The organism is Ochrobactrum sp. BTU1 (assembly GCA_018798825.1).
In the GTDB taxonomy this organism is placed as follows: Bacteria; Pseudomonadota; Alphaproteobacteria; order Rhizobiales; family Rhizobiaceae; genus Brucella.
Genome location: CP076354.1, coordinates 250,085 through 274,145 on the forward strand (window position 1 = coordinate 250,085; position 24,061 = coordinate 274,145).

The following is a 24,061-nucleotide window of genomic DNA, read 5'->3' on the forward strand; positions in this document are numbered from 1 at the left end:
TTTCAAAAAAGAAGAGAGTTTTCAAATAAGAATTATCGGTCTGGATTAATCTGTTGTTCCGATATCGGAACCGACCAGCTTTGAGAGGTCTTTGACGGTCTTTTGCAGCAGGCTGATGGTCTGTGTGATGTCAGGTGCGAACGTCGAATTGACGAGCGTGACATAAGGACAGGTGAGGGCTGCGATGCATGAGCCGTCAGGACCGAGAATCGGTGCAGAGAGGTTGTAGACGCCAGCCACCTGCGCACTTGGCATCATTTCGTAGCCGCGTTCGCGAATCTGATCGAGTCGCTCATAGAAGCTTTCATCGAGATTGCCGCTCTCGCCGTCTTTGACATATTCGGCAATCATCATCTTGCGTTCTTCCGGCGTGCGGAAGGCGAGAAGCACATGGCCGGAACCCGTGTCGAAAAGGCTGATATGCGAACCGACGCGGATCGAAATCCCCCAGTAATCCGGGGCTTCCTGCTGTGCAATCACCACGACAGAACCACGATCAAACACAGCAAGCTGATTGGCCTGCTTCGAGCGATCAGCAAGTTCGCGCATGAAAGGCGTGGCAAAGGAAGCAAGTCTGCGCACCGGCGCATGAAGATGCGCAAGGCCGAACAGCTTGAGCGTCAGCGAGTAACGGTCACCTTCGAGCTTGGTCACGTAACCGCGCTTCACCAGACGATCGAGCATCCGGTAAAACTCGTTGGGGCTGCGGTCGAGGTGCTTGGCAATCTCGGCCTGGCTTAGTCCACCATCGACACTGGCCAGCAGTTCGAGAATATCCAACCCCTTGTCCAGCGCAGGCGCGCGATAACGATCATCTGTTTCCAAACTGGTCCCCTTCGTGAATAGCATACTTCATATACGAACATCGCAAGTGATGAAAGTAGTGAAGCCATCGAAATCGCCTTGACCGATTGTGAATAGTATGTTTGCATATAAATATAGGAAGCACAATCGGGTGCGGACTGGGGAGTTGTCCGTAAAAGCGTCGGCCTGAAGCCAGATTGGAATTTCGGGAAACACGATGATCGGGCTCAAGGAGGTTAGAGCGCCGTATGGGGCGTCCAAAAAAGGGCGCGCGGTGTTCTAGTAGGAGGAGAAGCATGAGGAATTTCACGACATCTGTGCTGGCAGGTTCTGTTCTGCTGGCTGCAGGAATGGTTTCCGCGGGGGCTGCGGAACTTCCGGGTAAATTTGAAGGCGTCACCATCAATGCCAAGCTCATTGGCGGTCAGCAGTATGAAGCGCTGTATTCGCGCATTGCTGAATGGGAAAAGGCGACCGGTGCCAAGGTCAACATCCTGTCCAAGAAGAACCACTTCGAGCTGGACAAGGAAATTAAGTCGGACATCGCTTCGGGTTCGATCAACTGGTGCGTTGGCTCCAACCACTCGTCTTTTGCGCCGCAATATCCTGATCTCTATGCCGATCTGAATGGTTTGCTTCCAAAAGAAGAAATCGAAGGCTTCGTGCCATCGGTGATCAAGGCTTCGACGCTTAACGACAAGCTGGTCATGCTGCCACGCGCGCAGTTCGACGTCTCGGCGCTCTATTATCAGAAGAGCCTTTACGAAGACGACGCCAAGAAGACCGCATTCAAGGAAAAATACGGCTACGATCTGGCACCGCCAAAGACCTGGAAAGAAGTTTCCGATCAGGCTGTGTTCTTTGCCGATCCGCCGAATTTCTACGGCACGCAGTTTGCGGGCAAGGAAGAAGCCATCAACGGCCGCTTCTATGAAATGCTGGTCGCTGAAGGCGGTGAATATCTCAAAGACGGCAAGCCAGCTTTCAATTCTGAAGCCGGTGTCCGTGCGCTCGACTGGTTCGTCAATCTTTACAAGGCCAAGGCCGTTCCTGCAGGCACCACCAACTATCTCTGGGATGAGCTGGGCGCTGGCTTTGCATCCGGCACCATTGCGCTCAATCTGGATTGGCCGGGCTGGGCGACCTATTTCAACGATCCAAAGTCGTCGAAAGTCGCAGGCAATGTCGGTATCGTTCCTCCGCCGACAGGTTCTTCCGGAAAGCGCACCGGCTGGTCGGGTCATCACGGCTTCTCAGTCACTGAATCCTGCGGCACGAAAGAAGCTGCTGCTTCGCTCGTCTGGTTCCTGACCAACGAGGATTCGCAGAAGCAGGAATCGGCTGCCGGCACTTTGCCAACCCGCACCGCTGTCTGGGATTATGTCATCGAGCAGGCTGCTTCCGATCCGTATAAGAAGGAAGTGCTGTCGGTGTTCCAGGAAACGGCAAAGACCGCTTTCCCTGTTCCGCAGACCCCGTCATGGATCGAAATTTCCAACGCTGTCTATCCTGAACTTCAGGCAGCGATCCTTGGTGACAAGACCTCGCAGCAGGCGCTTGATGATGCAGCCAAGAAGGCAACGCAGATCCTTGAGGATGCTGGCGAACTCTAGGCCTATCGCCTCATTTAAACTGTGACTTCATGGCCCGCTCTGAACGGGGCGGGCCAATTTTGCGCTTAATGACCGCTTCGGAAGAACAATGTTTAAACGAATTTCCCCGCCGGTTTTGCTTTTGCTTCCGGCCTTCATCATCCTAGCAGCGGTGGTCCTGTTTCCCCTCGCGCTTTCGCTTTATTCAAGCTTCACGCCATTCCGGCTGACGCGTCCTGACAGCCTGTTCAACTTCATCGGTCTGCGAAATTATCAGCGCATCATGGGTGATTGGGTGTTCTGGGCTGCATTCATTCGCACGGTGATCTTCCTCACCATCGCGCTCAATCTGGAAATGCTGCTCGGACTTGGTCTGGCGCTGCTCATCAATAAGGCCACCCACGGCCAGCGCGTTTTGCGCACGCTGATGATGTTCCCGATGATGTTTTCGCCGGTTTTGGTTGGCTTCCAGTTCAAATTCATGTTCAACGACAATATCGGTCTTGTGAACAATGCGCTGCAATCGCTGGGTATCACCGACACCGCTATTCCATGGCTGATCGACGGCAATCTGGCGCTGTTTGCCATTCTGATGGCAGAAGTCTGGATGTCGACCTCGGTGTTTGCAATCCTCATTCTGGGCGGTCTTCTGTCCATGCCGCAGGATCCGGTTGAGGCCGCGCGCGTTGACGGTTGCACGCCATGGCAGACATTCCGCTATGTCATCTGGCCTTATCTGATGCCATTTGCCTTCATCGCGATGACCATTCGTTCGCTCGATGTGGCGCGTGCCTATGACATTGTGAAGATCATGACCGATGGTGGTCCGGCACGGCGAACCGAGCTGATCTGGACGCTGGTCGGGCGCACCGCCTATTCGGATGCGCAGATGGGACTGGCCAATGCAATGGCCTATATCGCGATCCTGCTCTCGATCCTCTTCACCGTAATGTTCTTCCGTAAGCTTGCAGCCGCACGCGCGCAAATCGGAGCGGAGTGGTAATCATGGCTTCCAAAACCCTCTCTAATGATCAGCATCGCCTGCTGCGCCGCGTCAAGAAAGTCGCCTACCTCATCGGCCTGTTTCTTGCGATGACGATCATCTGCCTGCCCGGTCTGTGGATCGTGCTGTCCTCGCTGCGTCCGCCGGTTGAAATCATGGCAAAGCCGCCGGTCTGGATACCGCACGAAATCACGCTCGACGCTTATTATGCAATGTTCTCTGGTGCTGGCGGCGGCGGCATTCCGGTCTGGGATTATTTCCGCAACTCGCTGATTATCTCGGTCACATCCACCATCATTGCGCTGATTGTCGGTGTTTCAGGTGGCTATGCCTTTGCGCGCTTCCGCTTCTGGGGCAAGTCGACGACATTCCTCGGTCTTATGCTAACGCGCTCGGTGCCGGGCATCGCCTTGTCGCTGCCGCTCTTCATGCTCTATTCACGCATTGGCATTATCGACACGCATTTCGGTCTGATCGTCACTTATGTGGCGCTCAATGTGCCATTCACGATCTGGCTGATCGACGGCTTCTTTCGTCAGGTACCGAAGGATCTGGCGGAAGCAGCCCAGATCGACGGTTGCACGCGCTGGCAGGCTTTCTGGCAGGTGGAATTTCCGCTGGCCGGTCCCGGCATCGCGACTGCTGGCATCTTCGCCTTCCTCACTTCATGGAACGAATATGCGCTGGCTTCCCAGCTCACCCGCTCGGTCAATTCCAAGACCCTTCCTGTCGGTCTTCTCGATTACACCGCTGAATTCACCATCGACTGGCGTGGCATGTGCGCGCTGGCGGTCGTGATGATTATTCCGGCGCTGACCCTCACATTCATCGTTCAGAAGCATCTTGTTGCTGGTCTGACGTTCGGCGCGGTTAAAGGTTGATATTACAATGGCTCAGCTTTCCATTAAAAATCTCGTCAAGCGCTACGGCACAATCGAAGTGGTGCATGGCATCAATCTCGAAATCGCCGACAAGGAATTTGTAGCGCTTGTTGGCCCGTCCGGCTGTGGCAAGTCCACGACGCTGCGCATGATTGCCGGTCTTGAAAGCATTTCCGACGGCGCGTTGGAAATCGGCGGCAAGGTCGTCAACGATCTGCCGCCGCGTGATCGCAACATCTCCATGGTGTTCCAGTCCTATGCGCTTTATCCGCATATGTCGGTGCGCGAAAACATGGGTTTCTCGCTCAAAATAGCCAAACAGCCACAGGCGGAAATTGACCGTCGCGTCAATGAAGCATCAGCCATTCTTGGCCTTGAAGCCTTGATGGAACGCCGTCCGGCACAGCTTTCAGGTGGTCAGCGCCAGCGCGTTGCCATGGGCCGCGCCATCGTGCGCAATCCGGAAGTTTTTCTGTTCGACGAGCCACTGTCCAACCTCGATGCGAAGCTGCGCACGCAGATGCGCACGGAGATCAAGAAGCTTCATGCCAAGGTGCAGTCCACAGTCGTTTATGTGACGCATGATCAGGTCGAAGCCATGACACTGGCCGACCGCATCGTCATCATGCGCGATGGGCATATCGAGCAGGTCGGAACACCGGATGAAGTGTTCAAGCGTCCGGCAACCCAATTCGTTGCGGGCTTTATCGGCTCGCCGCCAATGAATATGGCGGAGGCAACTGTGCAGGGTTCGGAACTGGTCTTTGCCAGTGGCGATCGTCTGCCAGTGCCTGCACAATTTAAGGCCAAGGTTACAGATGGTGCCAAGGTGACATTCGGTTTGCGCCCGGACGATCTTTTCCCGACTGGCCACGGCCTGTCGTCGGGTGGTGCCGGTACATCGCATGAGCAGGATCTGCGCGTTTCGATCACCGAGCCGCTTGGCAATGAAACGCTGGTCTTTGTCGAGTTCGCCGGCAAGGAATGGGTAGCGCGTATGCTCAACCCGCGCCCTCTCAATTCCGGTGAAGCAATCTCCATGCATTTTGATCTGTCGCAGGCGCATCTGTTTGATGCGGCGAACGGCAAGAGCTTGGCGGTATAGATATGGCACGCATTGAAAAAGTTGAACTGCGCATGGTCGACCTTCCGCCGAAGGTCAAGCGCACCGACGCGATCCAGAGTTTTGTCAGTCAGGAAACGCCTATCGTCACCATCACGGATAGCGATGGGGCGGTTGGGACGGGCTATAGCTACACCATTGGCACCGGCGGCTCGTCCGTCATGCGCCTGTTGAACGACCATCTGGTGCCGCTGATTATCAATGAGGATGCAGATTGCATTGAGGCGATCTGGCGTAAGCTCGAATTTGCGACCCACGCCACAACCATTGGCGCGATTACCGCTTTGGCGCTTGCTGCCATTGATACAGCTCTTTGGGATTTGCGTGCGAAGAAACAGAACCTGCCGCTGTGGAAGCTCGCAGGTGGTGCCAAGGATCGTTGTTCGCTGTACACGACCGAAGGCGGCTGGCTGCATATCGAGAAAGAAGCGCTGGTCGAGGATGCTCTAGCCGCCAAAGCCAAGGGGTTCTCCGGCTCCAAGGTGAAGATCGGTAAGCCGCATGGTTCGGAAGATTATGCGCGTCTTTCGGCTGTTCGTGCAGCCGTGGGTGATGGCTTTGAAATCATGACCGATTGCAATCAGGGCTTTACGGTGGATGAAGCGATCCGTCGCGCCGAGCGTCTGAAAGAACTTGATCTGGCATGGATCGAAGAGCCGCTTCCGGCTGATGATCTTGATGGCCATATCCGCCTGACCCGTTCCACGCCGACACCGATTGCGGTGGGTGAATCGATCTATTCGATCCGCCATTTCCGTGAATATATGCAGAAGGGCGCTTGCTCTATCGTCCAGGTGGATGTGGCGCGCATCGGCGGCATCACGCCTTGGCTGAAAGTGGCACACGCCGCCGAAGCCTTCGACATTCCGGTTTGCCCTCATTTTCTGATGGAACTGCATGTCAGCCTCACCTGTGCCGTGCAGAACGGGCGCTATGTCGAATATATCCCACAGCTTGATGATCTGACCACCAAGGGTATGGAAATTCGTGATGGCCACGCCATTGCGCCGTCTGAGCCGGGCATTGGTATCGAGTGGGATTGGGATGCCGTGTGCAGTCGGTCGGTTTCCGAATTTACCCGCGAGATCGTGAGGTCGTAATGGCGCAACGCCAGAAACAAAGAATGGGCATGGTGATCGGGCTGAAGCCTGAAAAGATCACAGAATACAAGAAGCTGCACGCGAGCGTATGGCCGGAAATTCTGGCGCTCATTTCCGAGTGCAACATCACCAATTACACGATTTTTCTCAAAGAGCCGGAAAACCTGCTGTTTGGCACATGGGACTATGTCGGCACCGACTTTGAAGCCGACATGAAGAAGATGGCTGATAATCCTAAAAATCAGGAATGGTGGTCAGTCTGTATGCCATGCCAAAAGCCGCTTGAAACCCGAAAAGAGGGTGAATGGTGGGCGATGATGGAGGAGGTTTTTCATCATGACTGAGGCTTTTGATCCGAAAAGCCTGCGCCAGTGGTGGGCGAAGCCCACGCAGCCAAAACCGATTGTCATTTTCGGTGCGGGTAGCATTGTCGGCGACGCACATCTGCCTGCCTACAAGAAGGGCGGCTTCCCGGTTGCGGGCATTTTCGATCCTAATTTCGAGAAAGCATCGGCACTTGCTGACCAATGGGGCGTGAAGGCTTTTGCAAGTTTTGAAGAGGCGCTAGCCGTTGGAAGTGCGATCTTCGATCTGGCCACGCCGCCCTCAGCCCATGCCTCGATCCTCTCGCAATTGCCCGAAGGCGCTGCCGTCCTGATCCAAAAGCCGATGGGCAGCGATCTTGCCGCAGCAACGGAAATTCTGAAAGTCTGCCGTGCGCGTAATCTCAAAGCTGCGGTGAATTTCCAGCTACGTTTCGCGCCGATGATGCTCGCTCTTTACGACGCCGTCGATAAGGGCTTGCTTGGCGAAGTGGTGGATTTCGACGCATGGCTGGCGCTTGCGACCCCTTGGGGTCTGTGGCCGTTCCTCAAAGGCCTGCCGCGCATCGAGATCGCCATGCATTCGATCCATTATCTGGATTTCGTGCGTGGTCTGCTTGGCAATCCGCAAGGCGTTCACGCCAAGACGCTTGGGCATCCAAACCACGAAGTCGCACAGACCCGCACGGCTGCAATTCTTGATTATGGCAATCGCGTGCGCTGTGCGCTGTCGATCAATCACGATCATGATTTCGGCCGCAAGTTTCAGGCCTGCGAGTTCCGCATTTGCGGGACTGAGGGTGCAGCCTATGTGAAACTCGGCGTCAATCTCGACTATCCGCGAGGCGAGCCGGACCAGCTTTGGATCAAGCCAAAGGGTGGCGACGACTGGGTGCAGGTTGCACTTCAAGGCGCATGGTTTCCGGATGCATTCTTAAACCGCATAGCGCAGTTGCAGCGTTTCGCGACTGGCGAAGATGCCGAGCTTATCGGCTCGGTTGAAGATGCATGGCACACCATGGCGCTGGTTGAGGCGGCCTATCAGTCAAGTGCTGCGCCCGCCACGCCGCTTGCTGCAAAACCGGAGTTTTGATCATGTCTGAACAGGTAATCTATTTTGAAGACTATGAATTGGGCCATCAGCGCATAACCTATGGCCGCACGATCACTGAAACGGATTTTGTGGTTCACGCCGGTCATACGGGCGATTTCTTTCCGCACCACATGGATGCGGAATTTGCAAAAACCCTGCCAGGCGGTCAGCGTATCGCGCATGGCACGATGATCTTTGCAATCGGCGTCGGTCTGACCGCGACGCTGATTAACCCTGTTGCGTTTTCCTATGGCTATGACCGCCTTCGGTTCGTGCGTCCGGTGCATATCGGCGATACGATCCGTACGCGCGTGACGATCAGCGCAAAGGAAGACGACCCGAAGCGGGCAAATATGGGCCGCGTTACCGAGCGGTGCGAAGTGCTTAATCAGCGGGACGAAGTGGTGCTTGCTTGCGACCACATCCTGCTTGTTGAACGGAAGGCATGACTATGACGATACGATTTGATGGAAAAACAGCGCTGATCACAGCTGCCGCTCAGGGCATTGGTCGTGCAAGTGCACTGGCTTTTGCGGAAGCAGGCGCCAAGGTCTATGCGACTGATATCAACGAGAGCGCACTCAAGGAACTCGAAGGCGTTTCGGGTATCATCACCCGCAAGCTCAACGTGCTTGACGAGGCTGCAGTGAAGGCGCTCGTTGCCGAGATCGGTCAGGTCGACATCCTGTTCAACTGCGCAGGCGTTGTCCATGGCGGTTCGATTTTGGAAATGAAGGACGAAGACCTCGACTTCGCCTTCAATCTCAACGTCAAGGCGATGATCCGCACCATTCAGGCCGTGCTGCCGGGTATGCTGGAGCGCAAGGATGGTGCCATCGTCAATATGGCGTCCGTTGCTTCGAGCGTTAAAGGCGTGCCGAACCGCTTTGCTTATGGTGTCACTAAGGCGGCTGTCATCGGTCTGACCAAGGCTGTTGCTGCCGACTATGTTGCCAAGGGCATCCGCTGCAACGCCATCTGCCCCGGTACGGTTGAAAGCCCGTCGCTGCAAGACCGTCTGCGTGCGCAGGGCGATTATGAAGAGCAGCGCGCTGCCTTCATCGCGCGTCAGCCTATTGGCCGTATCGGCCAGCCGGAAGAAATTGCCGACCTCGCGGTCTATCTCGCAGGCGCCACTTACACGACCGGTCAGGCCTACAACATCGACGGTGGTTGGACGATCTAGGGCAGTCGATATTCAGGCTCTGGCGGCCTGCAAATGGCATTTTCGGCACGCCATAACCAGAATCTCAACCACCCTTATTCGCCCCATCGTTACCACTTCAAATCCCCACAAGGAGTAAACTCATGAAATTTCTTCGCTATGGCGAAACCGGTCAGGAAAAGCCGGGCCTTCTCGATGCCGACGGCAATATCCGTGATCTCTCTGCCCATGTCAGCGATCTGTCGGGTGCCGTTCTCAACCCTGAAGCACTCGTCAAGCTCGGTTCGCTGGACGTCAATGCGCTGCCAAAGGTCGAAGGCAACCCACGCCTTGGCCCATGCGTTGCAGGCACCGGCAAGTTCATCTGCATCGGTCTCAACTATGCCGATCACGCAGCAGAATCCGGCATGGCTGTACCACCAGAGCCGGTCATCTTCATGAAGGCAACCTCGGCCATCGTCGGCCCGAATGATGATCTGCTGATCCCCCGCGGTTCGGAAAAGACCGACTGGGAAGTCGAACTCGGCATCGTCATCGGCAAGACCGCGAAATATGTCTCGGAAGATGATGCGCTTGATTATGTTGCTGGCTACTGCACGCTGCATGACGTTTCGGAGCGCGCTTTCCAGATCGAACGCGCCGGCCAGTGGACCAAGGGCAAGTCTTGCGACACATTCGGCCCGACCGGCCCATGGCTGGTGACAAAGGACGAAGTTGCTGATCCGCAGGATCTCAAAATGTGGCTCACTGTCAACGGCGAAACCATGCAGGACGGCTCGACCAAGACCATGGTCTATGGCGTGCGTCATCTGGTTTCCTATCTCTCTCAGTTCATGTCACTGCAGCCGGGCGATATCATTTCCACCGGTACGCCTCCGGGCGTTGGCATGGGCATGAAACCACCGCGCTACCTCAAGGCTGGCGATGTTGTCGAACTCGGCATTGAAGGCCTCGGTTCGCAGAAGCAGAACGTGCGCGCGGACGTTTAATTTTCTTGAGCATGATCTCTAAAACCGATCTCCATTTTTGGGGATCATGCTCAGATCACGGAATCAAACATGACGAAAATTACTGATCTGCGCGTCTTCGATCTGCGCTTCCCGACTTCGCAAAGTCTGGACGGTTCCGACGCGATGAATCCGGACCCGGACTATTCGGCAGCTTATGTTATCCTCGATACGGATGACGAAGCGCTGAAGGGCCATGGCCTCACCTTCACCATTGGTCGCGGCAATGACATTTGCTGTCAGGCCATTCTCGCCATGCGCCATCTGGTTGTCGGCTCCTCGATGGATGATTTCCTCGCGGCTCCCGGCAAGTTCTGGCGTTACCTGACCGGAGATAGCCAGTTGCGTTGGATCGGCCCGGACAAGGGCGCGATGCATCTCGCCACCGGTGCCGTCGTCAACGCCTTCTGGGACCTCGCTGCAAAGCAGGCGGGCAAGCCGGTATGGCGGCTCGTGGCCGATATGTCGCCGGAAGAAATTGCCGATATCGTCGATTATCGCTATCTCACCGATGCTCTGACCCGCGATGAAGCCGTCGAAATTCTGCGTAAGGCGGAAAGCGGCAAGGCTGAGCGTATAGCTTCGCTGGAAGCCACCGGCTATCCTTGCTACACGACCTCGGCGGGCTGGCTCGGCTATGGCGACGACAAGCTGCGTCGTCTTTGTCAGGAAGCGATTGACGAAGGCTTCAACCACATCAAGATGAAGGTTGGCCGTGATCTTGAAGACGATATTCGTCGTCTCACTATCGCGCGTGAAGTGATCGGTCCGGATCGTTATCTGATGATCGACGCCAATCAGGTGTGGGAGGTCGATCAGGCGATCGAGTGGGTCAACAAGCTTGCTTTCTCCAAGCCTTTCTTCATCGAAGAACCGACCAGCCCGGATGATGTTGCAGGTCATCGTAAAATCCGCGAAGCCATTGGCGATGTGAAGGTTGCGACCGGCGAAATGTGCCAGAACCGCATCATGTTCAAGCAGTTCATCGCGGAAGGCGCTATCGACATTGTTCAGATCGACAGCTGCCGTATGGGTGGCCTGAATGAAGTGCTGGCCGTGCTGCTGGTTGCTGCGAAATACAACAAGCCGGTCTGGCCACATGCAGGCGGTGTTGGCCTGTGTGAATATGTGCAGCATCTTTCGATGATCGATTATGTTGCCGTTTCCGGCACCATGGACGGTCGTGTGATCGAATATGTCGATCATCTGCACGAGCATTTCATCGAGCCATGCATCATCAAGGATGCGGCCTATATGCCGCCATCGCTGCCGGGCTTCTCGATTGAAATGAAGCCACAATCGATTGCGGAATACACCTTTAAGGGTTGATAAAAAGCCGCGCTGGAAGCACTTCCAGCGCGGCTTTTGTTTGACGCTTCGTCCGAAGCAAATTTGCTTTACGCTTTTGCTGGAAATGCCTCAGAGAAAGCGGATCATCAGCGCGCCGGTGAGAAGCAGGACCGCGCCTGCGATGCGTCCCGCAGTGATCTCCCGCACAGCAACGCCCATGAAACCAATGCGGTCTGCAGCCAGTCCGGCCATCAATTGGCCAGCGACCGCAAGGCCCATCACGGCGGCAGCCCCGATACGTGGTGTCAGCAAAACCGATGTCGTGACATAGATGCAGCCGAGTGCGCCGCCAGCCACAAACAACCAGCCCGCTGGCACATTGAACGCTGGAATTGCGCCGGTAACACGCGCCGTTACGGCTGCGATCATACCAAGAATGACCGCACCCGACAGAAACGATATTGCCGCGGCGGTGACTGGCGATCCAAGCCCGCGAGCCAGTGCGGCATTGATGGGAGCCTGAATGGCGATACAGGCACCCGAAAGAATGCCGAACAAGGTCCAGAGCATGGAAAATCCTCGCTAAGATGTTGAATAAGTCATGTGATGATAAGCGCAATGCGCTGAAACCCGAAAGATAACATTCCCAATTATCTGCAGGGTGCAGTGGTCGCAGAAGAAGCGCTGCAGATCAATCGCAGCAAGGCGGTACGCCGCAATCTCACTGAAAAGTGAAGCTGATTGGCGCGTTGGAAAAGCTTATTTCTGTTCGCCTGCGGAAATCAGATTCTTGCCACGGCGCTTGGCGTCATAGAGCAGAGCATCTGCCGCATAAAGCGCTGCGGTCACATCGGCAGGCGCAACAGTGAAGCTCACAAGGCCCATCGAGAAACTGACATTGAAGCCTTCACGCGCAACGGCATCATCAAGCAAAGCCTTGATTTGCTGTGCTTCTGCAAGGTCGCTTGCCTTGGTGCCGCCCAATCGCAGCACAATGAACTCATCGCCGCCAGGACGCGCGCTGACCTCATCCGGCCGATTGCGCCCGGCAAGCACTTCTCCGATCAGCCGCAGCAATTCGTCGCCTGCAGAGTGACCGCGCTCGTCATTGACCTGTTTGAAACGATCAACATCGAAATAGAGCAGCGAGAATGTCAGCCCATGATTACGGAGCGCTAAAATGGCCTTCTCGATTTCCAGCTCGATGCCTGTGCGATTGGCAATGCCGGTCAGACCGTCGACAAGCGCCAGCTTGCGGGCATCACGCATGATGCGGCGCATACTCAGGATTTCGACGGCGGTGCTCGCAAGATTGGTGAGTTTCAGTATTTCTTCAGAGGTACAGGGCCGCGATTTTGTATCGAGCGCACAGATCGCACCCAGCGTCGAGCCGTCTGGAGCAATCAGAGGTGCGCCAAGATAAAAGCGGATACCCGGCGCATCTTTCACGAAGGGATTGGCGGCAAAGCGATCATCGGATGTCGCGTCTTCCACCAGAAAGGGCACTTGGCTTTCGATGGTTCGTGAGCAGAAGGTGTTCTCATTGGGCACATCGCCAAAAGTGCAGCCAGCCATGCCAATATGATGCGTGACGCGTTCATCGACCAGAGAGACCGCTGCCATCGGCACACCAAACGTCGATAGGACGAGATTGCAGAGCGCATCCAATGTGCGATCTTGCCCCATCTCGATCGTGTTGTAGGAAGTGAGAACAGCGAGCCGATGTTTGTCGTGTAGAAGCATGGGGCATCATTAAGCAAATTGGAATGTATCAATCAACTATCAAATACGCCCAAAAGCGCCATGTGGACACTCCTAACCAACGACTGGTTGCGCTCTAGGTTTTGTCCCAACGAAGGGTCGTATTTTGCTGCCAGCCGTTTTCATGCAGAAGTGGCGTATCGCTCTCGAAACATGGCCAGCCGATACAGAGATAGAAACTAAAGCGCCAGTGTTCTGGTACCTGAAACAGCCTCTTCATGGCGTCCGGTTCAAGAATCGAAACCATGCCAACGCCAAGACCGAGAGAGCGGGCAGCGAGATTGAGGTTCTGCACAGCCATTGCCGTGCTTTGTTCAAGCGTTGATGCCATGGTCTGCCGACCAAGCCCATGGCCCTCCACAGGGTCGGTCTCGGTGAAGCCAGCCAGTTGCACAGGGGCGGTGCGAATGGCTTCGAGTTTGAGTTGCTGATATTTGTTGGCACGAGCTTCATCATAGATGTGTGCGGCCTGCCGGTTTGATGCTTCAAACAGACTATAGACGGCTTCACGCTTCTGAGTGCTTTCAACCTGGAAGATTCGCCATGGCCGCGAATTGCCGACAGATGGCGCATAATGCATCGCCTCGTGCAGCTTTGTGAGCAGTTCGTCTGGTATGGGATCTGTCAGGAAATGCCTTACGTCTCGCCGCCAGCGCATAATATTGAAAAGCGCGTTCTGATCGGCTGGGGAGAATTTCATAAGTCCTCTGAACGCAAGACATCAAATGCCAAGGCTATAAGAGCAAAAAATATGTTTTGGAACATCATCTGGAGAAGAGTGGTGCCCGGAGACGGATTTGAACCGCCGACACGCGGATTTTCAATCCGCTGCTCTACCAACTGAGCTATCCGGGCATCCTGCAGGTGATTTCTCACCGTGTGGCGGTGTTGGTGTCCGCCGGAAGTGGGTGCGTTATAGCATTAAATTTCGCGCTGTCCAGCACCCTATCGCACTTTTTATAAGATTTCTTATAAACATGCTAAAGCACCGATTTCACTGTGGAAATCTGAGCCAATAAGGCTCAGTTGTCGTTCTCTTCCTCTTCTTCGATGGTTTTTCCCGGGATGACATAGCTTCCCGAAAGCCAACGATTGAGGTCGATGCTTTTGCAACGCGGTGAACAGAAGGGATAAGAATCGCGAGACGAAGGCTTGCTGCATTCCGGGCAGGGACGAGTAGGCCGTAACGGCGTTACGCGTGCATCCGGTGCGGTGGATATGTCTTTCTTGTCACTCATGGGATTTTCAGACCTTGCCGCTTTCCCAATTAGCATAGACCGGATAGTCACCATCGGCCAGCAGGCTCACAGTTTCCTGCAATGGCAGGCCCACCACATTGGTGTAGGATCCAACCAGCTTGACCACGAAACTGCCCGCAAGGCCTTGGATGGCATAGCCACCAGCCTTGCCGCGCCACTCACCGGAAGCGAGATAGGCGTCAATCTGTTTGCGTGACAGGCGCTCGAAACGCAAACGCGTTTCAACGAGCGTCTGGCGCAGATTGCCATTGGGCAGAACAAGGCAAACGCCGGTGAAAACCTTATGCGTACGCCCCGACAGAAGACGCAGGCATTCCCGCGCTTCGTCGGTGATTTCTGCCTTGGGCAGAACCCGTCGTCCCACGGCAACAACCGTGTCAGCCGCCAGAACAAAAGCACCGGAATAATTCTCGTCGCTCTTGAGTTGTTCCTGGGCGGCCTTTGCCTTCTCACGCGCAAGACGACGCGCCAGCGAACGCGGATGTTCCGCGCGCTCAGGCGTTTCGTCGATATCAGCCGGCTGAATATGATCCGGCTCAATGCCAGCTTGCCCCAGAAGCTCGATCCTGCGGGGAGAGCCGGAGGCAAGAACCAGCTTATGTTGCGCGATCATAGACACCAGTTTTCCTGAGAAGCGAGTTGAGGCTTACTTGAAGCGGTAGGTAATACGGCCCTTGGTCAGGTCGTAAGGGGTCATTTCGACCAGAACCTTGTCGCCAGCGAGAACACGGATGCGGTTCTTGCGCATACGACCAGCAGTGTGGGCGATGATTTCATGGTCGTTTTCGAGCTTTACGCGGAACATTGCATTTGGCAGCAGTTCCGTAACAACGCCTGGAAATTCTAGGACTTCTTCTTTCGGCATACGATACCTGTTTCTTTCTTTGATAAAATGGCCCGAAACCGGGCCGCAGCTTTAAATTTGGCCGGAACCTATATGATTAGGCGGCATTTGTGAACAACCGAATTGGGTGATGTTAATTCGGGGCCAATCTAGCCGTGATTTGGCGCTTTAAGCGGTCTCGCACATCACGATAAGCGTTCATGATCTGCTCGCGACTGCCGGTAACAAGGGTCGGGTCCGGTGTCGGCCAATATTCTACATCGACCGAAAAACCGCGCATTCGTTCAAGCACAGTATGATGCGCAAGCGGGGTCAATGTAATGATAAGGTCGAAATAACCGTCCGCCAGCTCTTCCAGTCCGCGCGGTTGCCGATTGTCGAGCGACAGCCCTTCTTCATTCAGAACCGCATCGACAAAGGGGTCGCGCTCGCCGCGTTGCACGCCCGCAGAGGCTATATACATATTGGGTGGCAACAGCTTTCTTGCAAGAAGCTCGGCAATTGGTGAGCGGATCGCATTCTTGCCGCAGACGAAAAGTACGGAAGTTGGCCGTTTCTGGACCTCTGTTTCTTCCGGTGTGGCGATCACGTCCTCAACACGCATTAAGGATCAGCCCCGCCAGTGCAACACGCAGACGAGCGTGAAAAGCCGCCGAGCGGTTGTAAAATCGACTTCGATCTTGCCGTTCAGTCGTGTTTGCAGAACTTGTGACCCTTCATTGTGCAAGCCACGCCGTCCCATATCGATAGCTTCGATCTTGCTGGGAGTCGCTGAACGGATCGCTTCATAATAACTTTCGCAAACCATGAAATAATCACGCACCACACGGCGAAGTGGCGTCAGCGATAGAATGTGAGTCGCAACCACATCGCCACTTTCCCGCATGATGGAAAAAATCAGGCGCGATTCCATCAAGGAGAGCTTTAGTTTGTATGGCCCACCCATATCGTCTCCGACCGGGTGGAAAGCGTTTTCTTCAATCAGATCAAAAATAGCGACCGCGCGTTCATGCTCGACATCAGGCGTCGAGCGGCCGATGGATTCATCCAGCTCGATGTCGATCAATCGGGCATTAGGAACGCCGGCGGTCATGATCCCTCATAGATTGAGCCGGATGGCGACGGATTGCGCGTGGGCATCAAGGCCTTCTGCGCGGGCGATTTCAATGGCTGCTGGCCCAAGCGCACGCAGCTGGTCGGGGCCGAGCTTCAGAAGCGACGTGCGCTTCATGTAATCCAGAACCGAGAGGCCGGACGAGAATCGCGCTGAACGTGCCGTTGGCAGAACGTGGTTGCAGCCGCCGACATAATCGCCGATCACTTCCGGCGTATAGGCTCCGATAAACACCGAGCCAGCATTGCGGATTTTTGGCAAAAGCGCTTCCGGATCGGCGGTCGCGATTTCCAGATGCTCGGCAGCAATGCGGTTGGCCAGTGGAATGGCTGCTTCAAAATCATCAACCAGAATGACCGCGCCAAAATCGCGCCAGCTTGCGGCCGCTGTTTCAGCGCGCGGCAAGGTTTTGAGCTGGCGTTCGACAGCTTCCTCGACAGCTGTTGCGAAAGGCTCGTCATTGGTCATCAGGATAGACTGCGCAGCCGTGTCATGTTCAGCCTGCGCAAGAATGTCTGCGGCCAGCCAGTCTGGATTGTTGTCCTTGTCGGCAATCACCAGCACTTCCGAAGGTCCGGCGATCATGTCGATGCCGACCGTACCGAAAACAATGCGCTTGGCGGCTGCAACATATGCATTGCCTGGACCAACGATTTTCGCAACCGGCGCAATCGTTTCCGTACCATAGGCCAGAGCTGCGACAGCCTGCGCGCCGCCAACACGATAGATTTCTGAAACACCGGCAAGACGCGCGGCAACCAGAACCAGCGGGTTCAGCTTGCCATCGGGCGAGGGAACAACCATCACGATGCGCTCGCAACCGGCAACCTTCGCAGGCACAGCATTCATCAGCACTGAGCTTGGGTAGCTTGCGGTGCCGCCCGGCACATAAAGGCCGACAGCTTCAATCGCCGTCCAGCGTGAACCGAGTTCAACGCCGAGCGCATCGGTGTAGCGGTCATCTTTCGGTAATTGCCGCGCATGATGTTTTTCAATGCGCTCATGAGCGAGCTTCAGCGCTTCAATGGTCGAAGCTGGCGCTTCATCGAAAGCCGCATCAATTTCAGCTTCCGTCACACGGATGCCGGTCTTGTTCAGATCAATACGGTCGAAACGCAGGGAATATTCAATGAGTGCGGAATCGCCTTCACGGCGCACACGATCGACGATTTCGCGGGCAGCACGATCCACATCTTCAGAAACTTCGCGCTTACCCGCAAGGAGAGCTGCAAAGTTCTTTTCAAAATCGGCATCGGCTTGTCTGAGCGTCGTAACCACGCTGGTATTCCTTTAATTTTCAGTCTGGGCGGTGCCCGTCAGGTATGTGAAGCGGTTTCGAGCAGCAATCAGGCGTCGTGTCGCGGCAGGGAATTTGTTTCCCATGCAGGCCCCAGGTCCGTTAGCTGCGCTTCAATGCATTCTACATCCAGACGGATAGCCGCATTTGCCGAGAAAGTCAGTTCCAATGTTCCGGCGGGTGCTTCGCCGGGAACAAAGCGAATGGCGAGCAGCGAAAGAACGTCTTCCGTCTTCTGCCGGTCGATGCCGCTGCCTTTGACTGCGGTTACGCGATTGAAATGCAAAGTGGTGCGGCGACGCTGATATTGCGGTTTGCGGAACAGTTTGGGCTTCGACTCTTCCCACGCAAAGCGATTGGCAGTGAGAACGAAGCGCTTATCCGCGGCCAGATATTGCAGGTCTGATACTTTCAGAACCGCATCCTGAAGATGGGCGGACAGGACCTGCAAATCTTCTTCATCCAGCGCCACAAGCTTCAACATTTCCATATCTTACGTTGTTCCCTGCTATTTTCAGATGTTGTAAGTGCCACTTTACATGCCAGCACAAAAAAATCGACAGGCTTTTCAGCCTGTTGATTAATAAGCCCGGAATGAAAGAAAAGCCGGAATGCTTTTGGCAAATCCGGCTTTCAGCTCTTCAGAGCGGTTCCAGTTAATATTGAATCGTTGGAACCGCTCAATTTTTTTGTTTTTACGCATTATCCTTATGCAAAACCGCTTCGCACTTTTGCTGGAAATGCTTTAACCGCTGATACGCTCAACATTCGCGCCGCAGCGCGAGAGCTTTTCTTCCAGACGTTCAAAACCGCGATCAAGGTGATAGACGCGGTTGACGATGGTTTCGCCTTCTGCAGCAAGGCCCGCGATAACAAGTGAAACAGATGCACGCAGATCGGTAGCCATAACCTGTGCGCCCTTGAGGCGTTCCACGCCTTCAACAGTTGCAGTCTGGCCGGAAAGCGAAATCTTCGCACCAAGACGTGCCAGTTCCTGAACATGCATGAAACGGTTTTCGAAAATCGTTTCAGTAATGCGCGAGGTGCCCTTTGCTTTTGTCATCAGACCCATGAACTGAGCCTGAAGATCGGTCGGGAAGCCAGGGAATGGATCGGTGGTCACATCAACCGGGTGAATGCCGTGTCCATTACGAACAACACGCAGACCGCTATTGGTTTCGGTGATTTCGGCACCAGCCTGACGCAGCGTGTCGAGTGCTGCGGTCAACTGGCTTGCTTCTGCACCTTCGAGCAGCACATCGCCGCCAGTCATCGCAACAACCATGGCATAGGTGCCGGTTTCGATACGATCAGGAATGACGCGAACGCGTGCGCCAGAAAGGCTGGTCACGCCCTGAACATGGATCGTTTCGGTGCCTGCACCGGTGATTTTTGCACCCATGGCGTTGAGGCAGTCAGCCAGATTGACCACTTCCGGTTCGCGCGCAGGATTTTCAATAATCGTTTCGCCCTTGGCAAGCACGGCTGCCATCAGCATGACGTGGGTTGCGCCGACCGAAACCTTCGGGAAGCGATAGCGTGCGCCGATAAGGCCGCCCTGTGGCGCGCGCGCCTTGGCATAACCATTTTCGATGTCGATCTGAGCGCCGAGCGCCTGAAGGCACTCAAGAAGGAGGTCAACCGGACGCGTGCCGATGGCGCAACCGCCTGGCAGAGAAACGGTTGCTTCGCCCATACGCGCCAGAAGTGGCCCGATGACCCAGAAGCTCGCGCGCATCTTGGAAACCAGCTCATAAGGAGCAACGGTATCGACAATATTGCGGGCTGTGAAATGGATGGTGCGCGAGTAGGCGCCGTTCTGATGTTCACGGCGGCCGTTTACCGAATAATCGACACCATGATTGGAAAGAATGCGGATCAGCTGCTCGACATCGGCGAGGTGCGGCACGTTTTCAAGCGTCAGCGTATCGTCGGTGAGGAGGGAGGCGATCATCAGAGGCAGCGCTGCATTTTTCGCGCCAGAGATAGGAATGACGCCATTGAGCTTGTTGCCGCCGACGATTTTGATGCGATCCATGCTGTTTCACCTTTTGGGCCGAAGCTATTGCCCGGCAATCGATATTTGCAAGTGCCGCGACTCTGAGGCCCGCGGTGCTGCTGTATGAAATGACTGTTCTTACGGCGGAATTACGTCGGTCACGAATCATAGTCGTGCGGCAACGCCAGCAAGATTGAATTGCGCTTTTACCGCAGCTGCTCCCTATCTTCAAGGAAGGCTTTGCCGGCTGCGTTTTCGTTCCGCCTGATATGCTAATCCGGAAAATTGAATCGCACGTTAATCGGTGTCGTCTTTGCCAGCGGTAATACCGGTGTTGCGTTCATCGGCATCGCCGGAACGACGCGAACGGGTTTGCGCTTTGCGACGCATCAGATTCGCCCGAAGCTCCTCTGCAAGCCGCTTTTTGCGCCTGTCCGCCTGATTTTTCTTCTCGTCGTGGGTGTTATCTTCGCTCATGAGGGGTGTTTACTACGGCAAAATGCGCGGGAAAAGCGCCTTCTGTGGCGGTTGACAGGGGATTTCCACATTATGTGAAAATAATTGCGATTGGTTGCTTGCGATTTGCGTAATGATGTGTCAGAAGTCCGCCGCGTTCAAGAGAATGCTGCGGTAGCTCAGTGGTAGAGCACTCCATTGGTAATGGAGAGGTCGAGAGTTCAATCCTCTCTCGCAGCACCAGTCTTCTCCCCAAAGTGGGAACAAAAGCGCGTCTCCCCACACACAAAAATCAAACTAAAACTTGACGATCTGATGCGTTCATTCGCGCATTGCTGCAAATGCATTCGAGCGCGTTACACACGAACTTTCTCGAGCAAAGAACTGCGGCATCTCAAATGTCGGGATGTTTTGGGATAAGCGGACCAAAGCCGCAAATCATTGAAATTAAACAGAAAGCCTGTTGGCTAACTGTTACAATTTCTATCTTATTTTCTTTGAAGAAGAATGGCGCACCCGAAAGGATTCGAACCTCTGACCCCCAGATTCGTAGTCTGGTGCTCTATCCAGCTGAGCTACGGGTGCTTGCCTGTGCCGCGTCTGCTGCGGCGATGGGCGGTTGATAATCGGACAGATTGCTAAATGCAAGCGTCTTCTGAGAAAAAAATGAAGTTCTGTGAAGTTTTCTTGTCAAAGCCCGGATTTCCGGGCTTTTCCTCTGTGTATTAGAGCGTGGAAAACTAACTCATAGCGGGAAAAGCCCGCGCCGCACTCGTATGAAGACAGTCGCAGGCAGGAATCACATGCTGCAACATTCTGATTTCACGCACATTTTTTTGGCTACGCTGTAAAAAATCAGGCGACTTCGCTCTCAGATCGGCTGCTTCGTCTGTCATTCCAGTTTGGAAGGTCGGGAAGGCGAATCTCGAAATGTGCACCGATCGGACGATCTTCGCGCAATTCGATCGTGCCACCATGCGCACGAACCAGTTCCTGCGCGATTGCCAGGCCAAGACCCGTGCCGTCGCTGCGTGTTGAGCCCTTGAAGGCGGTAAAGAGATTGTCGCGCGCCTTTTGCGGCAGGCCGGGACCGGTGTCTTCCACGCCGATGATTGTCGTGGTTCCGATTCTGCCTGCAGAAAGGGTGAGGCGCTTTACGGTGGACACATCGCTGCGCTGATCGCGCTCCATTGCCTGCACTGAATTCCGGCACAGATTATGCAGCACACGGAAGAGCTGCTCGGAATCGACATTCAGTTCGAAATCCCCCGGAATGAGGTTTTCGAACTCGATGCCGCTCTCCTTGTTGAGATTAAGTGTTTCCTGCACATCGAGAATGACAGTGGCAAGCTGTACGCGGCGCGGCGCAGGCGGTGCTTCCTGCGAGCGGCCATAGGCCATCACGCTCTCCGAATAGTTGATGGCGCGGCTCAGCGTGTGAATGAGCTTCGGCGCAAAGCGCTGCACCATCGGGTCTCTGGTATCAGCAAGACGGTCCGACATGAGCTGTGCGGAGGCCAGAATATTGCGCATGTCATGATTGATCTTGGAAACAGCGAGACCGAGATCGGCCAGATGTTTCTGCTCTTTCAGGGTGCGCTGCAGATCACTTTGAATATGCGCGATCTGCCTTTGTGCAATGCCGAACTCATCCTTGCGGTTTTCGGGCACAAGGATTCGCGTCGGATTGTCAGGCGCCGATGCAAAATCGATCATATTGCGATGCATCAGACGGACGGGACGCAGCAGCATCTCATGGATTATGAGATAGATGAGGCTTGCGGCAATGACCGAGATAAGAAGCGAGATGATTGCAACATTGGTTGCATAGCTCAGCATGGCATGGCGAAGCGGCGCATCGGAAGTGACGATTTCGATGATACGTCCCGGATTGGCGGATGGCGGGTTTGAGCCATATATGCGCAAAGTGCGATTACCACCGTTAAAGAGCGTTCCAAACGCGTCCCAGATTGCTGCAGCTTCACTTATATTATTGAGATCGACCACCTGATCGATATTGCCGGGCATTTCACTCATTGCCAGAAGATGCGATGCGCCCGCTTCACGCAAAGCAATTGCCTTGGTGCCGGTCGCAAGCAGCACCTTATCCTGCACTTCGCGCGGAATATTGATGTTGCCGCTGGCAATCAGCACTTCGCTGACAGCATCCACTGTATCAAGGCGCGAACTCATCCAGCGTACGCGCATATTCGCGATGGATGGAACAAAGATCAGCACTTCTGCAATGAGAACGGCAAGTGCGGTGAGAATGAGAAGCTTGCTCGAAAGCCGGTTACGCCAGCGCAGACGCGTAAAATGGATCGGTGAGGTCTTGTCATCCTGTGGTGAAGCCATAGTTGGTGAATGTGTGGCCGCATCCGCGACGACACCAGCCGTATCCATGGTCTTTTCAACAGCCGCCATACGTTAAATCCAAATTGACAGGCTGTCTGGCTGCAATGCGGCCGTGCCCAATCTCAGTAAGCTCACACAATGCGATACATATAAATGTCGTCTTCTATATATGGAGGCGCAAGTTAATTCCAACGGCCTTTGTCTAAATTGATTGAAAGAAGTTGGCCGCAAGCATTACCGAAATTTAACTCGACGTGCTGAATCGGTCTGTGCAAACTCGCAAATGGGAAAATCCGTGACGCTTCGATTGTTGCAATTCCGATGCAACCTATTGGGGCGATCATTATTTTGATACTGTTTGCTGCATATCCTGCGCCCAACCTGAATATGAATGATTTGAATGAGAGGCGCGCTGCCTAAGCGACAATGCCTTGCCGGAGAGTTGAATGAAGTCTTGGAAGCAGATTGTTCTGTGCCTGCTTATCATTATTGTCGCCGGTGGCGGCTGGTACATATATAAAAACAAAGACTCTTCGACACAGACGGCTTCGGGTGAAGCCTCTGGGCAGCAGAAGCATGGTGCACAATCGGGTGGATCTTCCGGTCGTGCAGCTCCGCTGGTCGTGGTTGAGCCAGCAGGCGAAGAGACAATCAACAATCGTCTGACGGCCATCGGTTCAGCCCGCGCTCTCAGCACGGTTTCTGTCACACCTTATTCGAGCGGCTATATGAATGAGCTGCTCGTTAAGGCAGGCGATGCCATCAAGGCAGGTGATCCGATTGCGATCCTCGACAATGAGACCGAAACGATTGCAGTCAATAAAGCGCAGATCGCACTGAAAGATGCTGAAACCACCCGTCAGCGTATTGCACGGCTGCGCTCCACAAATACCGCAACCGTCGTACAGGAAGTTGAAGCCGATCTGGCCCTGTCCAATGCCAAGCTCGCTCTTGATGATGCGCAGCTTGCGTTGAGCCGCCGTACCGTGCGCGCACCAATTACTGGTATAGTCGGTATTCTCCCGGTAAACGCCGGTAACTATGTCACTGCACAGACATCCATTGCCCGAATTGATGACCGCTCCAAAGTGCTGATCGACATCTGGGTGCCTGAACGTTTTGCTCCGCAAATCAAGGTCGGCCAGCCGCTTACTGCAGAATCTACCGCTTTTCCGGGCGTAACGGATAAGGGCGAAATCAACGCCGTGGACAACATGCTTGATGAGGCAAGCCGAACGCTGCATGTGCGCGCCGAAATCAACAATGAACAGGACCGCTTGCGTGCGGGCATGTCATTCTCGGTCACTGTTCTTTTCCCGGGCAACAGTTATCCTTCTGTTGATCCGCTGGCCATTCAGTGGGGCGCAGATGGATCTTATGTCTGGCGCGTTGAAGAAGGTGTTGCAAAGAAAGTATCCGCGCGCATCGTGCAGCGTAACTCGACCAATATCCTGATCGATGGCGCCGTTAAAGAAGGCGACATGATTGTTACGCAGGGCGTGCAAACCGTACGCGATGATGCGCCGGTGCGTCTGCAGGACGAGCAGGGGACAGCCCGCATTGATCCCGCCGCCAAAAGCCGCGTTGCAGGGTGA

26 protein-coding genes and 3 tRNA genes are annotated in these 24,061 nt (G+C 54.7%); 13 read left to right on the plus strand and 16 right to left on the minus strand.

The window, feature by feature from the left end; all coding sequences use genetic code 11:
- Positions 1-45: 45 nt before the first annotated feature.
- A complete protein-coding gene (locus KMS41_01120; GenBank protein QWK77879.1) occupies positions 46-849 on the minus strand; it encodes an IclR family transcriptional regulator in 804 nt (267 codons plus the stop codon).
- A gap of 251 nt (positions 850-1,100) precedes the next feature.
- Here KMS41_01120 and KMS41_01125 point away from each other — a divergent pair, with 251 nt between their 5' ends.
- The 11 genes from KMS41_01125 (at position 1,101) to KMS41_01175 (ending at position 11,420) form a co-directional block, all read left to right on the plus strand.
- On the plus strand, positions 1,101-2,417 hold the full coding sequence (locus tag KMS41_01125) for a sugar ABC transporter substrate-binding protein (protein QWK77880.1): 1,317 nt from the start codon (positions 1,101-1,103) through the stop codon (positions 2,415-2,417).
- 88 nt (positions 2,418-2,505) lie between these two features.
- Positions 2,506-3,399 carry a sugar ABC transporter permease gene (locus tag KMS41_01130; protein QWK77881.1) on the plus strand — a complete coding sequence of 298 codons (894 nt, stop codon included), beginning with the start codon at positions 2,506-2,508 and terminating at the stop codon, positions 3,397-3,399.
- Positions 3,400-3,401: 2 nt separating this feature from the next.
- Positions 3,402-4,280: a carbohydrate ABC transporter permease gene (locus KMS41_01135; protein ID QWK77882.1), complete on the plus strand. Its 879-nt coding sequence runs from the start codon at positions 3,402-3,404 to the stop codon at positions 4,278-4,280.
- Between the two features lie 7 nt (positions 4,281-4,287).
- Positions 4,288-5,385: a sn-glycerol-3-phosphate ABC transporter ATP-binding protein UgpC gene (gene ugpC, locus KMS41_01140; GenBank protein QWK77883.1), complete on the plus strand. Its 1,098-nt coding sequence runs from the start codon at positions 4,288-4,290 to the stop codon at positions 5,383-5,385.
- Between the two features lie 2 nt (positions 5,386-5,387).
- Positions 5,388-6,503 (plus strand): mandelate racemase/muconate lactonizing enzyme family protein, encoded by a 1,116-nt coding sequence (locus KMS41_01145; protein QWK77884.1) that lies wholly within the window; start codon positions 5,388-5,390, stop codon positions 6,501-6,503.
- Positions 6,503-6,847 (plus strand): L-rhamnose mutarotase, encoded by a 345-nt coding sequence (locus tag KMS41_01150; protein QWK77885.1) that lies wholly within the window; start codon positions 6,503-6,505, stop codon positions 6,845-6,847. Before KMS41_01145 ends, KMS41_01150 begins: the two co-directional genes overlap by 1 nt.
- Complete coding sequence (locus KMS41_01155) at positions 6,840-7,919, plus strand: Gfo/Idh/MocA family oxidoreductase (GenBank protein ID QWK77886.1); 1,080 nt, start codon at positions 6,840-6,842, stop codon at positions 7,917-7,919. Before KMS41_01150 ends, KMS41_01155 begins: the two co-directional genes overlap by 8 nt.
- A gap of 2 nt (positions 7,920-7,921) precedes the next feature.
- A complete protein-coding gene (locus KMS41_01160) occupies positions 7,922-8,368 on the plus strand; it encodes a dehydratase (protein ID QWK77887.1) in 447 nt (148 codons plus the stop codon).
- 2 nt (positions 8,369-8,370) lie between these two features.
- Complete coding sequence (locus tag KMS41_01165) at positions 8,371-9,105, plus strand: SDR family oxidoreductase (GenBank protein QWK77888.1); 735 nt, start codon at positions 8,371-8,373, stop codon at positions 9,103-9,105.
- Between the two features lie 122 nt (positions 9,106-9,227).
- Positions 9,228-10,073, plus strand: a complete 846-nt coding sequence (locus KMS41_01170; protein QWK77889.1) for a fumarylacetoacetate hydrolase family protein — start codon at positions 9,228-9,230, stop codon at positions 10,071-10,073.
- A gap of 69 nt (positions 10,074-10,142) precedes the next feature.
- Entirely contained in the window at positions 10,143-11,420 is a 1,278-nt protein-coding gene (locus KMS41_01175; protein QWK77890.1) for an L-fuconate dehydratase, read from the plus strand.
- Between the two features lie 90 nt (positions 11,421-11,510).
- On the opposite strand, the gene KMS41_01180 is transcribed toward KMS41_01175, so the two are convergent.
- From KMS41_01180 to KMS41_01240, 13 genes are all read right to left on the minus strand, one after another.
- A complete protein-coding gene (locus KMS41_01180) occupies positions 11,511-11,951 on the minus strand; it encodes a DMT family transporter (GenBank protein QWK77891.1) in 441 nt (146 codons plus the stop codon).
- A gap of 189 nt (positions 11,952-12,140) precedes the next feature.
- Complete coding sequence (locus tag KMS41_01185; protein QWK77892.1) at positions 12,141-13,124, minus strand: sensor domain-containing diguanylate cyclase; 984 nt, start codon at positions 13,122-13,124, stop codon at positions 12,141-12,143.
- Between the two features lie 94 nt (positions 13,125-13,218).
- The gene (gene bluB / locus KMS41_01190; protein QWK77893.1) at positions 13,219-13,842 is read right to left on the minus strand and encodes a 5,6-dimethylbenzimidazole synthase; all 624 of its coding nucleotides are present in this window, start codon (positions 13,840-13,842) and stop codon (positions 13,219-13,221) included.
- Between the two features lie 79 nt (positions 13,843-13,921).
- Positions 13,922-13,997 (minus strand) — tRNA-Phe (locus tag KMS41_01195).
- Positions 13,998-14,164: 167 nt separating this feature from the next.
- Positions 14,165-14,380 carry a DNA gyrase inhibitor YacG gene (yacG, locus tag KMS41_01200; protein ID QWK77894.1) on the minus strand — a complete coding sequence of 72 codons (216 nt, stop codon included), beginning with the start codon at positions 14,378-14,380 and terminating at the stop codon, positions 14,165-14,167.
- Positions 14,381-14,387: 7 nt separating this feature from the next.
- Positions 14,388-15,014, minus strand: coding sequence for a Maf-like protein (locus tag KMS41_01205; GenBank protein QWK78733.1), 627 nt, complete (start codon positions 15,012-15,014; stop codon positions 14,388-14,390).
- 33 nt (positions 15,015-15,047) lie between these two features.
- Entirely contained in the window at positions 15,048-15,266 is a 219-nt protein-coding gene (infA, locus tag KMS41_01210) for a translation initiation factor IF-1 (protein QWK77895.1), read from the minus strand.
- A gap of 112 nt (positions 15,267-15,378) precedes the next feature.
- On the minus strand, positions 15,379-15,849 hold the full coding sequence (locus tag KMS41_01215; protein QWK77896.1) for a low molecular weight phosphatase family protein: 471 nt from the start codon (positions 15,847-15,849) through the stop codon (positions 15,379-15,381).
- A 6-nt stretch (positions 15,850-15,855) separates the two neighbouring features.
- Positions 15,856-16,338: a UPF0262 family protein gene (locus KMS41_01220; GenBank protein QWK77897.1), complete on the minus strand. Its 483-nt coding sequence runs from the start codon at positions 16,336-16,338 to the stop codon at positions 15,856-15,858.
- A gap of 6 nt (positions 16,339-16,344) precedes the next feature.
- Positions 16,345-17,637 carry a histidinol dehydrogenase gene (gene hisD, locus KMS41_01225; GenBank protein QWK77898.1) on the minus strand — a complete coding sequence of 431 codons (1,293 nt, stop codon included), beginning with the start codon at positions 17,635-17,637 and terminating at the stop codon, positions 16,345-16,347.
- Between the two features lie 68 nt (positions 17,638-17,705).
- Positions 17,706-18,146 (minus strand): DUF2948 family protein, encoded by a 441-nt coding sequence (locus KMS41_01230; GenBank protein ID QWK77899.1) that lies wholly within the window; start codon positions 18,144-18,146, stop codon positions 17,706-17,708.
- A 255-nt stretch (positions 18,147-18,401) separates the two neighbouring features.
- On the minus strand, positions 18,402-19,694 hold the full coding sequence (murA, locus tag KMS41_01235; GenBank protein ID QWK77900.1) for a UDP-N-acetylglucosamine 1-carboxyvinyltransferase: 1,293 nt from the start codon (positions 19,692-19,694) through the stop codon (positions 18,402-18,404).
- A gap of 258 nt (positions 19,695-19,952) precedes the next feature.
- A complete protein-coding gene (locus tag KMS41_01240) occupies positions 19,953-20,132 on the minus strand; it encodes a hypothetical protein (protein QWK77901.1) in 180 nt (59 codons plus the stop codon).
- A 147-nt stretch (positions 20,133-20,279) separates the two neighbouring features.
- Between KMS41_01240 and KMS41_01245 the strand changes: the two genes are divergently transcribed.
- Positions 20,280-20,354 (plus strand) — tRNA-Thr (locus KMS41_01245).
- Positions 20,355-20,619: 265 nt separating this feature from the next.
- Here KMS41_01245 and KMS41_01250 read toward each other — a convergent pair.
- A tRNA-Arg gene (locus KMS41_01250) sits at positions 20,620-20,696 on the minus strand.
- Positions 20,697-20,966: 270 nt separating this feature from the next.
- The gene (locus KMS41_01255) at positions 20,967-22,535 is read right to left on the minus strand and encodes a HAMP domain-containing histidine kinase (protein ID QWK77902.1); all 1,569 of its coding nucleotides are present in this window, start codon (positions 22,533-22,535) and stop codon (positions 20,967-20,969) included.
- 377 nt (positions 22,536-22,912) lie between these two features.
- Between KMS41_01255 and KMS41_01260 the strand changes: the two genes are divergently transcribed.
- Entirely contained in the window at positions 22,913-24,061 is a 1,149-nt protein-coding gene (locus KMS41_01260) for an efflux RND transporter periplasmic adaptor subunit (protein ID QWK77903.1), read from the plus strand.